This window comes from Xanthomonas sp. NCPPB 3174 (assembly GCF_056725205.1).
Map to the genome: position 1 here is coordinate 2520616 of NZ_CM161517.1, position 11587 is coordinate 2532202.

Genomic DNA, 11587 nt, shown 5'->3' on the forward strand with positions numbered 1-11587 from the left:
GCAGCGGCGCCTGCTGCGCCACCGTCCTCTTCGCCTCCCGACGCAGTTGCCCTCGAGGGCGCCGCCTGCGTCCAGGCAATCCGGCACGGACCGGCATGCTTGTTGCATCTGCGATGGATCGGGCGCAGCGTGCGCTCCGGTCCCATTCCCGCAACGGTCCATCGTTCATGCCCCACCCGCCTCTGGTCAGCGTGGTCATGCCGGCCTACAAGCTGCGCTATTTCGAGCAGGCGCTCGACAGCGTGCTGGCCCAGACCTATCCGGCGCTGGAACTGGTCATCTGCGACGACAACCCCACCGAGGCGATCGCCGAGGTGGTGGAACGCCGCGCCGCCACTGCCCCCTTCCCGATCCGCTACCACCGCAATCCGGAGCGCTACGGCGAACTCGGCAGCACCGCGCGCGCCATCGCCCTGGCCCAGGGCGAGTACGTCAAGTTCCTGCACGACGACGACGTGCTGGCGCCGGACTGCGTGGCCGCGCTGGTCGCGGCGATGCAGTCCGCGCCGGACGTGCTGCTGGCGTCCTCGCGCCGACAGCGCATCGACAGCCATGGCGCGCCGCTGGAGGACATTCACGCCACCGCCTTCCCGTTCGCCGGCGACGTGCTGCTGGACGGGCCGGAGCTGCTGTCGTTCCTGGCCGACCACACCATCAACTTCGTCGGCGAGCCCAGCTGCGTGCTGTGCCGGCGCAGCGACCTGCTGGAGATCGGCGACGAGCTGATGACGCTGGCCGGCAAGGTCATCAACTGGGTCGGCGACCTGGCGCTGTACGCCAAGCTGCTGCACCGCGGCCACCTGGCGCTGCTGGCAAAGCCGCTGACCCGGTTCCGAGTGTCGGAAGAGCAATACAGCCAGGCCGGCCGCGACCAGCCGGGCATCGGCGACCAGGGCCACGCCAACTTCCGCCAGGGCGTGCGCGCCATGGGCTGGTACCGCGGCGATGGCGACGTCCGCCAGGTCACGGTGACGCCGCTGGGCGGCGGCCCCGGCACGCCGGTGGACCTGCTGCAGGCGATCCAGGACGCCTACGCACGGGTCTGCGTGCAGGCCGCGCTGCGCGACTGGCAGGCGCGGCGGGCAGTGACGCCCGGGCAGCGCGACCTCCTCGACGCGCGCCTGGGCGCCCTAGGCGGCGCGCCGCGGCTCGCCGTGCTGGTCGACGCACGTGGCACCGAGCGTGACGCGCTGGACGCCACGCTGGACAGCCTGCTGCTGGAGGGCACGCCGTTCGCGCAGGTGCAGGCGCTGGTGCTGGGCGACGCCTCTCTCCCCGCGTGGCCCGACCCGCGGGTCCGGATCCTGCCACCGCTGCCGGCCGAGGCCGATGCCGCGGCGCTGTCCGCCGCGCTCGACGCATCGCCGGACAGCGACTGGTGCCTGCGCGTGGTCGCGGGCAGCCGTTTCTACGCCGGCGGCCTGCTGCGGCTACTGCTGGAACTGGCGCAGCAGCCGCAGTGCAACGCGCTGTATGCGGACGAATGGCTGGCCGTGGACGCGGACACCCTGGCGCCGCTGCTGCGGCCCGACCCGGACCTGGACCTGCTGCTGGGCAACCCGCTGGTCACCGCCGGGCACTGGGTGTTCCGCCGCGCCGCGGTGCAGGCGCTGGGCGGCTTCGATCCGGCCCACGACGGCGCCAGCGAGCTGGACCTGATCCTGCGTTTGTTCCTGCGCGACGGCGGCGACGGCATCGCGCACCTGCCCGAGCCGCTGCTGGTCGCCGCGGCGGCCAGCGCCGAGGTCGGTGGCCAGGCGCGCCAGCGCGCGATCGCCGCGCACCTGCAGGCCCGCGGCTATCCGCAGGCCACGGTCGAGCCGCTGCCGGGCGGCCTGTTCCGCATCGACTACGGCCATGCCGCGCAGCCCCCGGTCTCGATCGTGCTGTTGGCGCAGGACAACCTGCCGGCGCTGCAGCGCGCAGTGGTCAGCCTGCTCGAACAGACCGCCTACCCGGCCTACGAACTGCTGCTGGTGGACAACGCCAGCCAGGCGCCGGAGATCACCGCGTGGATGCAGGCGGTCGCCGAACTGGGCAACGGCCGCATCCGCGTGTTCGCCCTGGAACAGCGGGTCTCCCAGGCCGAGGCGCACAACCTCGCCGCCACCCAGGCGCAGGGCGAGTACCTCTTGTTCCTCGACGCCGACAGCGCCGCGGTGCAGGACGGCTGGCTGCACGCGCTGATGAACCACGCGCAGCGTCCGGAGGTCGGCATCGTCGGCGCCAAGGGCGTCTCCGCCGACGGCCGCATTACCCATGCCGGCCTGCTGCCGGGCCTGCTGACCGGCGCAGGCCACGCCTTCGTCGGCGAGGCGATGGCCCAGCCCGGCTACATGGGCCGCTTGCAGGTGGCGCACCGCTACAGCGCGGTGTCGGCGCGCTGCCTGCTGGTGCGGCGGGCGTTGTTCGAGCATTTGTCCGGCTTCGACGCGGCCGGCTTCGCCGCCGGCGGCGCCGACGTAGATCTGTGCCTGCGCGCTGCCGTGGCCGGCGCCTGGACCGTGTGGACGCCGCAGGCGCTGCTGCTGCAGCCGACCCCGGCCACCCGCAGCGAGGCGGCCGACGACGCCCTGCTGCAACGCTGGCTGCCGGCGCTGGCGCAGGATCCGGCGTATTCGCCCAGCCTGGGCCTGGACCAGCCCGGCGGATTCCAGCTGACCGAGTCCGAATTCTCCTGGCAGCCGCTGACGTGGAAGCCGCTGCCGCGGGTGCTCGCCCACCCGGGCGACACCTTCGGCAGCGGCCAGTACCGGGTGATCCAGCCGTTCCAGGCGCTGGCCGAGGCGGGGCAGATCGACGGCCTGTACTACGCGCGCCTGCTCGATCCGGTGGAGCTGCAGCGCATCGGCGCCGACGCGGTGGTGCTGCAGCGTCGGGTCGGCGATGCGGAACTGGCGCGGATGGAGCGCATGCGCCGGTTCGGCAATGCCTTCATGGTCTACGAACTGGACGACTACCTGCCGAATCTGCCGCTGAAGAGCGCGCATCGCGAGCAGATGCCCAAGGACGTGCTGCGTTCGCTGCGGCGTGCCGCCACCTTGGTGGACCGGGTCACCGTCTCAACGCCGGACTTGGCCGAAGCGCTGGCCGGCCTGCACGGCGATATCCGCGTGGTGCGCAACCGGCTGGAGCCGCAGCTGTGGGGCGCGTTGCCGGCGCCGGCGGCGTCCGGCGCGGCCAAGCCGCGGGTCGGCTGGGCCGGCGGACTCAGCCACACCGGCGACCTGGAACTGATCGCCGACGTGGTGCAGGCGCTGGCCGACGAGGTGCACTGGGTGTTCATGGGGCTGTGCCCGGAGCGGCTGCGCCGGCACGTGCACGAGGTGCATGCAGGCGTGGACTTCGCCCGCTATCCGCAGGCGCTGGCCGCATTGGGCCTGGACCTGGCGCTGGCGCCGCTGGAAGACAACCTGTTCAACCGCTGCAAGAGCAACCTGCGCCTGCTCGAGTACGGCGCCTGCGGCTATCCGGTGGTGGCCAGCGATCTGGCGCCCTACCGCGACGGCGGGCTGCCGGTGACCTTGGTCAAGAACCGCTTCCGCGACTGGGTCAATGCGATCCGCGCGCACCTGGCCGATGCCGACGCACGGGCGGCGGCCGGCGCTGACTTGCGCGCGGCGGTACAGCGCGACTGGATGTTGCAGGGCGCCAACCTGCAGGAGTGGCGGGCGGCTTGGCTGCCGGACTGAGGCCGCCCTTCCCGCCGAGTTGAGCTCCCCGCGCCGGCGCCGGCGCCCGACCGTGACGACGCGCACAGCGTCAACCCACCGACACGTCGCCCGCGCCTGCCCCGCGTCGTCGCCGCGGCCGGCGCCGGGAACCCGTCACCGGCCATCCGATGCCTCCGCCCGTGCCCGCTTGGGTGCCGGGCGGCGCGTGCCGGCCGTTTCGGCACACCGCTTGCATTGCATACGGGCAAGCCGTTTCCCGGCAGGGACTTCACCGTATGAGCGACTCCATCAGCTCCATCCTTTCGCAGATCCGCAGCTACCAGGGCCAGGTCGGCCAGGCGGCGCAGACGCGGGTGGGCGATGTCGGCCGCAGCAATGCGATCGAAGGCCTGGGCGGCAGCCAGGGTGTGCAGGGCCCGAGCTTCACCGAGACCCTGCGCAACGCCATCGGCGGCGTGAACGAGGCCCAGCAGAAGTCCGGCGACCTCGCCAAGGCCTTCGAACTGGGCGACCCCAGCGCCGATCTGGCCAAGGTGATGCTGGCCGCACAACAGTCCCAGGTGGCGTTTCGCGCTACCGTGGAAGTCCGCAACCGACTCGTCCAGGCGTACCAGGACGTGATGAACATGCCGCTGTAAGGGTAGAAGACGATGGCGCTTGCGATCAGCAAAGAGACGTTCAGCAGCGAAAAGGCCGGTGCGTGGTTCGACCGCCTGCAGAGCCTGCAGCTCACCCGCCGCATCGGCCTGATGGCGATGATCGCGGTGGCGGTGGCGGCCGGCCTGTTCGTGTTCTTCTGGTCGCAGAAGCCGGCCTACACCCCGCTCTACACCGGCCTGGACGAGAAAGGCACGGCCGAAGCCACCGACCTGCTGCGCACCGCGCAGATCCCGTTCAAGCTCGACCAGGCCACCGGCGCGATCACCGTGCCGGAGGACAAGCTGTACGACGCGCGGCTGAAGCTGGCCGGCTCCGGCCTGACCGACAACGGCAACATGGGCTTCGAGGTCATGGAGAAGGATCCCGGCTTCGGGGTCAGCCAGTTCGTGGAGAACGCGCGCTACCAGCACGCCCTGGAAACCGAACTGGCGCGCACCATCGCCAGCCTGCGCCCGGTGCGCGAGGCGCGGGTTCACCTGGCCATCCCCAAGCCGAGCGCGTTCACCCGCCAGCGTGAGGCTGCCAGCGCCTCGGTGGTGCTGGAACTGCGCGGCGGCACCACCCTGGAACGCAACCAGGTCGATGCGATCGTCAACATGGTCGCCTCCAGCATCCCGGACCTGGCCCCGGACCGCGTCACCGTGGTCGACCAGAGCGGGCGCATGCTGACCATCGCCGACCCCAACAGCGACGCCGCGCTCAATGCCGCCCAGTTCGACCAGGTGCGGCGCCAGGAAAGCGCCTACAACCAGCGCATCCGCGAACTGCTGGAGCCGATGACCGGCCCGGGCCGGGTCAACCCGGAAGTGAACGTGGACATGGACTTCTCGGTGGTCGAGGAAGCGCGCGAGCTGTACAACGGCGACCCGCCGAAGCTGCGCAGCGAGCAGGTCAGCGACAGCAGCACCAGCACCAGCGGTCCGCAGGGCGCGCCCGGCGCGACCAGCAACTCGCCGGGCAGCGCGCCGGGCCAGCCGGGCGCCACCGGCGCCCCGCCCGCCGCGGGCACCACCGGCACCCAGCAGGCCGCCGCCGCGACCCCGACCGAAAGCTCCAAGAGCGCCACCCGCAATTACGAGCTGGACCGCACCCTGCAGCACACCCGGCAGCCGGCCGGACGCATCAAGCGCGTGTCGGTGGCGGTGCTGGTGGACCACGTGATGCGGCCCGGCGCCAAGGGCAAGATGACCGAGCAGGCGCTCAGCGCCGCCGAGCTGACCCGCATCGAAGGCCTGGTCAAGCAGGCGGTGGGCTTCAATGCCGAACGCGGCGACACCGTCTCGGTGATGAACGCCCCGTTCGTCCGCCAGGCCCCGGAAGCGGCCGACAAGCCCGGCTGGTGGGAAGATCCGCGAGTGATGAACGTCGCGCGTCTGGTGCTGGGTGCGGCGGTGGTGCTGGCGCTGCTGTTCGGCGTGCTGCGCCCGGCGCTGCGCCAGATCGCCGGTCCCGCACCGGCCGCGGCCGTGGGCCACGACCGCGAGGGTGGCGAGCCGCGCGACGCCAAGCTGTCGATGCTCGACGACGACAACCCGCTGCTGCCGTCGCTGGGCGAGGACACCGCCAGCCTCAGCGGCGGCACTGGCGGCAACCCCGCCATCGCCCTGCCCGACGCCTACGAAGAACGGTTGCGTCAGGCCCGCGAAGCGGTCAAACAGGATTCCAAGCGCGTGGCGCAGGTCGTGAAGGGATGGGTCGCCAGTGAAGCCTGATGCGAATGCAATGAATGGCACCCAGCGCGCCGCCGTGCTGCTGCTGTCGCTCGGCGAGGCCGATGCGGCCGAGGTGCTCAAGCACATGGACCCTAAGGAGGTGCAGAAGATCGGCATCGCCATGGCGACGCTGAGCGGCATCTCGCGCGACCAGGTCGAGAAGGTCATGGAGGAGTTCAACGCCGAGCTGGGCAGCAAGACCTCGCTGGGCGTGGGCGCCGACGACTACATCCGCAACGTGCTGGTGCAGGCGCTGGGCGCCGACAAGGCCGGCAGCCTGATCGACCGCATCCTGCTGGGCCGCAACACCACCGGCCTGGACACCCTGAAGTGGATGGACCCGCGCTCCATCGCCGACCTGGTGCGCAACGAGCACCCGCAGATCATCGCCATCGTGATGGCGCACCTGGACAGCGACCAGGCCGCCGAAGCGCTGAAGCTGCTGCCCGAGCGCACCCGCGCCGACGTGCTGATGCGCATCGCCACCCTCGACGGCATCCCGCCGCACGCGCTCAACGAGCTCAACGAGATCATGGAGCGGCAGTTCTCCGGCAACCAGAACCTGAAGTCGTCCAACGTGGGCGGGGTCAAGGTCGCCGCCAACATCCTCAACTTCCTGGACAGCGGGTCGGACCAGGGCGTGCTGTCGGCGATCAGCAAGATCGACGCCGACCTGGGCAGCCGCATCCAGGACCTGATGTTCGTGTTCGACAACTTGGTGGAGCTGGACGACCGCGGGCTGCAGACCATGCTGCGCGAAGTCAGCGGCGACCGCCTCGGCCTGGCCCTGCGCGGCGCCGATATCAAGGTGCGCGACAAGATCACCAAGAACATGTCCCAGCGCGCCGCCGAGATCCTGCTGGAAGACATGGAGGCGCGCGGTCCGGTGCGCCTGTCCGACGTGGAGGCCGCGCAGAAGGAGATTTTGGCGATCGTGCGGCGCCTGGCCGATGAGGGCGTGATCAGCCTCGGCGGCAGCGGTGCGGAGGCCATGGTATGAACGGCAACGTGGTGCGCTGGCTGGCGCCGGAACTCGATGCCCCGCCCCCGCTGGCGGCGCAGCCGTACGAGGATGTGCTGCCGGACGAGCCGGTACTGCGCCCGCCGAGCCTGGAGGAGATCCAGGCGATCGAGGCCGCGGCCCAGCACGAAGGCTTCGAACGCGGCCACGCCGAGGGTCTGGCCCAGGGCCAGGCCGAGATCCGCCGCCTGACCGCGCAGATCGAAGGCATCCTGGACAACTTCTCGCGGCCGCTGGCGCGGCTGGAGAACGAAGTGGTCGGCGCGCTCGGCGAACTGGCCGTGCGCATCGCCGGCAGCCTGGTCGGCCGCGCCTACCAGGCCGACCCGGTGCTGCTGTCGGAACTGGTCGCCGAGGCGCTGGACGCGGTGGGCGGCGCGCGCCGCGACGTCGAGGTGCGCCTGCATCCGGACGACATCGCCGCGCTGACCCCGCTGCTGACGCTGATGGACCAGGGCATCCGGCTGGTGCCGGACCTGAGCCTGAGCCGCGGCGACCTGCGCGTGCACGCCGAATCGGTGCGCATCGACGGCACCCTCGAGGCGCGCCTGCGCGCGGCGCTGGAGACGGTGATGCGCAAGTCCGGAGCGGGCCTGTGAGCGCGCTGTCCGGCACCCACCCCGGCGACTGGCTAGATGCGCGCAACCTGCGCCTGGCCGGCCGCCTGGGCAAGCTCGACCTGGACGCGGCCGCCGGCCGCGGCCTGATCCGCGAGGGCATCCTGCGCCGTGCGGTCGGCCTGACCCTGGAAGCGGTCGGCTGCGAGGCGCCGATGGGCGCCACCTGCAAGGTCGAGGTCGACGGCGGCTGGGTCGATGCCGAAGTGGTCGGCTTCTCCGGCGACCGCACCTCGCTGATGCCCAGCGCCGAAACCCACGGCCTGCTGCCCAACGCGCGGGTGGTGCCGCTGCACCGCCGCGGCGGCGTGGAAGTGGGCGAAGGCCTGCTCGGCCGGGTGATCGATTCGGACGGCGTGCCGCTGGACGGCAAGGGCCCGATCCGCGCCGAAGGTTCGGTAGGCATGGCCGGCGTGTCGATCAACCCGCTGGCGCGCGAACCCATCACCACTCCGCTGGACGTGGGCGTGCGCGCGATCAACGCGCTGCTGCCGATCGGCCGCGGCCAGCGCGTGGGCCTGTTCGCCGGCTCCGGCGTCGGCAAGTCCACCCTGCTGGGCATGATGACCCGCTACACCGCCGCCGACGTGATCGTGGTCGGGCTGATCGGCGAACGTGGTCGCGAAGTGCGCGATTTCGTCGAGACCACCCTGGGCGAGGAAGGCCTGCGCCGCGCCGTGGTCGTCGCCGCCCCGGCCGACCGCCCGCCGCTGGCGCGCCTGCACGGCGCCTACCGCGCCACCGCCATCGCCGAATGGTTCCGCGACCAGGGCCTGAACGTGCTGCTGCTGATGGACTCGCTGACCCGCTTCGCCCAGGCCCAGCGCGAGATCGGCCTGTCGGTGGGCGAGCCGCCGACCACCCGCGGCTACCCGCCCTCGGTGTTCGCCAAGCTGCCGGCCCTGGTCGAGCGCGCCGGCAACGGCGCCAAGGGCCGCGGCTCGATCACCGCCTTCTACACCGTGCTCACCGAAGGCGACGATCCGCAGGACCCGATCGCCGACGCCGCGCGCGCCATCCTCGACGGCCACATCCTGCTGTCGCGGCGCGTCGCCGACAGCGGCCTGTACCCGGCCATCGACGTCGAGTCCTCGGTCAGCCGCGTGGTCCAGGACATCGCCGACGAGCCGTGGCGGATGCGCATCCGCTCGCTGAAGCGGCTGGTGGCCGCGTACTCGGCCAACCGCGACCTGATCACCATCGGCGCCTACCAGCGCGGCAACGATCCGGCCGTGGACGAAGCGCTGGAGCGCTGGCCGGAGATCATGGAATTCCTCGGACAGGACGTCGCCAAAGCCGCAGATCTGCCCCACAGCCAGGCCGCCCTCAAGCGCCTGGTCGACCGCGAGAACTAAGCCATGATGCAATCGCAACGTCTCGATCCCCTGCTCCGCCGCGCCCAGCAGCACGAAGACGAGGTCGCCCGCGATCTCGCCGAGCGCCAGCGCGCCCTGGCCACCCACGAGTCGCGGCTGGAGGAACTGCGCCGCTACGCCGAGGAGTACGCCAACAGCCAGATGGCCGCGACCAGCCTGGCGCAACTGGCCAACCGCCGCGCCTTCCTGGACCGGCTGGAGAGCGCGGTGCAGCAGCAATGCCAGACCGTGGACCGCAACCGCGAGAAGGTGGAGATGGAACGCAGCCGGCTGCTGCTGGCCAGCCGCGACAAACAGGTGCTGGAACAGCTCGCGGCCAGCTACCGCGCGCAGGAACGCAAGGTCGACGACCGCCGCAGCCAGCGCGAGATGGACGACCTCGGCGCGCGCCGCGCGCGCCTGGCGGCCACCGCCGACGAACACGATGACGGAGACGGACGATGAACAACGCGCTTTCCGCGCTGGGCGGCAGCGGCCGCGCCAGCCAGATCGGCGGCGGCAGCGACATCCAGGGTGCGGACCGCAGCGGCGGTCGCGACAAGGACTTCGCCAAGCTGCTCGGGGGCGGCGGTTCGGCGCGCACCACCGCGCCCAAGCCCGCCGCCCGCGAAACCGCCAAGGCGGCGCAGGGCGCCGACAAGGACCAGGCGGACAAGCGCCCGGCCGCGGCGGACGACTCGGCCAACGATCCCGCGCGCAGCGCGCAGGCCGGCGACAAGGTCGCCCAGGACAACGAGAAGAGCAGCACCGAGACCAAGGCCTCGAGCAAGGACAAGGCCAGGACCGAGGACAAGGGCGACGACGCCAAGCCGGACGACGGCGCCTGGCCGCCGGCCGGGCTGGCCGGCATCGGCCTGGGCCTGCTGCCGGCGATCGGCGCGGCGGTCCTGCCGGCCGCCTCCGCGACCCCGCTGGGTGCGGCGGCCGGGCTGGCGGTCGGCGTCGCCGGCGCCGTGGCCAACGGCGTGGGCGCGCTGCTCGGCGGCGACGCCGCGGCGCAGACCGCGGCCGGCGCCACCGATCCCAACGCCGCCACCGCCGGCAGCGCTGCCGCGACGGCCGGCACCGCGCCCGCGTCCGCCGCCGGCGGCTTCGGCGCGCTGCTGCTGGCGCAGGCCGGGTCGGCCGACAAGGCCGGCGGCGGCGACACCGCGGCCCCGCTGGCGGCATTGGCCGCCATCGCCGCCGCGGCCGGCGGCAAGACCGGCGAGAGCGGCGACGCCGCGCCCGCCGCCGACCCCAGCGCCATCGTGCCGACCGCGGCGACGGCGCCGTTGCACGCCACGACCCGGCTGACCGATCCGCAGCCGTTCACCGGCTCGCCGACGCCGACCCCGAACCTGCACGGCAACCAGTTCGACGAGGAGCTGGGCGCGCGCATCAGCTGGCTCGCCGACCAGAAGATCGGCCACGCCCACATCAAGCTGAATCCAGCCGAGCTGGGTCCGGTCGAGGTGCGCCTGCACATGACCGGCGACCAGGTCAACGCCAGCTTCAGCAGCGCCCAGGCCGACGTGCGCCAGGCGCTGGAGAACAGCCTGCCGCGCCTGCGCGACATGCTCGGCCAGCACGGCTTCCAGCTCGGCCAGGCCGATGTCGGCCAGCAGCAGCCGCAGCAACAGCAGGCCAATCCGCAGGGCACGTCGCAGGGCGGCAGCAGCCTCGGCGGCAGCGAGTTGGGCGACGACCTGTCCGGCAGCGTCGGGATTCCGTCGGTGGTCCTGCGCCAGCGCGGCCTGCTCGACGCCTACGCCTGATCCTGGCGGCGTAGCCGCCGCCCCGGCTGGGGCGATGTGTGCCGTGTAGGGGGCTGCGGCCCCGGCGTGTCTCGGGGGAGCACGTCGGGGCCGCAACGCTTCCCCCACCGGAACCCCTTGTCCCGCAAGGGTCTCGCCCGCGCCTGCATGGCGCGCGGCGCCACCGTCAAACACCCGGCGCGCCAGGCGCGCGGTTTCGGCACGGCGATTGCATCCTCAGGGGCAGACCCCCTTCAGGAGCCCACTCTGTGTCAGCCGCCGACAAATCCAAGAAAGACGCCAAGGACGCCCCGGAAGGCGGCAAGTCGAAGAAGAAGCTGCTGATCATCGTCGTTGCGGCGGTGCTGGTGCTGGGCGGCGGCGGTGCCGGTGCGTTCTTCTTCCTGAAGAAGCCCGAGGGCGGCCACGCCAAGGCCGAGGAGAAGACCGCCGAGATTCCCAAGCCGGCGCAGTACTTCCCGATGGAACCGGCGTTCGTGGTCAACCTCAACGGCGGCGCGGAAGACGGGCCGCACTATCTGCAGCTCGAAGTGCAGCTGATGACCCGCGACCCGGAAGAGCTGAAGCTGATCACCGAGAATGCCCCGGCGATCCGCGCCAACCTGTTGATGCTGTTCTCGCAGGTGCAGGCGACCGACATCGCCAACATCGACGGCCGCAAGAAGCTGCAGGCCGAGGCGCTGGCCACCGCGCAGAAGCTGATGACCGCCGAGACCGGCAAGAAGTGCGTGGAAGAACTGCTGTTCACCAGCTTCGTCACCCAGTAAGGC

At 71.9% G+C, this 11587-nt stretch carries 9 protein-coding genes; all 9 read left to right on the top strand.

Annotated features, from left to right (window positions below):
• Window positions 1-197: 197 nt before the first annotated feature.
• Window positions 198-3692: a glycosyltransferase gene (locus AC1PK7_RS11250; RefSeq protein ID WP_481100884.1), complete on the top strand. Its 3495-nt coding sequence runs from the start codon at window positions 198-200 to the stop codon at window positions 3690-3692.
• A 257-nt stretch (window positions 3693-3949) separates the two neighbouring features.
• Window positions 3950-4312: a flagellar hook-basal body complex protein FliE gene (gene fliE, locus AC1PK7_RS11255; RefSeq protein ID WP_010341655.1), complete on the top strand. Its 363-nt coding sequence runs from the start codon at window positions 3950-3952 to the stop codon at window positions 4310-4312.
• A 12-nt stretch (window positions 4313-4324) separates the two neighbouring features.
• Window positions 4325-6046: a flagellar basal-body MS-ring/collar protein FliF gene (gene fliF, locus AC1PK7_RS11260; protein ID WP_209231195.1), complete on the top strand. Its 1722-nt coding sequence runs from the start codon at window positions 4325-4327 to the stop codon at window positions 6044-6046.
• A gap of 10 nt (window positions 6047-6056) precedes the next feature.
• A complete protein-coding gene (gene fliG / locus AC1PK7_RS11265) occupies window positions 6057-7046 on the top strand; it encodes a flagellar motor switch protein FliG (protein ID WP_017912588.1) in 990 nt (329 codons plus the stop codon).
• Window positions 7043-7666: a FliH/SctL family protein gene (locus tag AC1PK7_RS11270; RefSeq protein WP_010341651.1), complete on the top strand. Its 624-nt coding sequence runs from the start codon at window positions 7043-7045 to the stop codon at window positions 7664-7666. Before fliG ends, AC1PK7_RS11270 begins: the two co-directional genes overlap by 4 nt.
• Window positions 7663-9039, top strand: coding sequence for a flagellar protein export ATPase FliI (gene fliI / locus AC1PK7_RS11275; protein ID WP_481098196.1), 1377 nt, complete (start codon window positions 7663-7665; stop codon window positions 9037-9039). Before AC1PK7_RS11270 ends, fliI begins: the two co-directional genes overlap by 4 nt.
• A gap of 3 nt (window positions 9040-9042) precedes the next feature.
• Window positions 9043-9504 (top strand): flagellar export protein FliJ, encoded by a 462-nt coding sequence (gene fliJ / locus AC1PK7_RS11280; RefSeq protein ID WP_010341649.1) that lies wholly within the window; start codon window positions 9043-9045, stop codon window positions 9502-9504.
• On the top strand, window positions 9501-10817 hold the full coding sequence (locus AC1PK7_RS11285) for a flagellar hook-length control protein FliK (protein ID WP_481098197.1): 1317 nt from the start codon (window positions 9501-9503) through the stop codon (window positions 10815-10817). Before fliJ ends, AC1PK7_RS11285 begins: the two co-directional genes overlap by 4 nt.
• 248 nt (window positions 10818-11065) lie before the next feature.
• Window positions 11066-11584: a flagellar basal body-associated FliL family protein gene (locus tag AC1PK7_RS11290; RefSeq protein WP_371182233.1), complete on the top strand. Its 519-nt coding sequence runs from the start codon at window positions 11066-11068 to the stop codon at window positions 11582-11584.
• Window positions 11585-11587 lie beyond the last annotated feature (3 nt).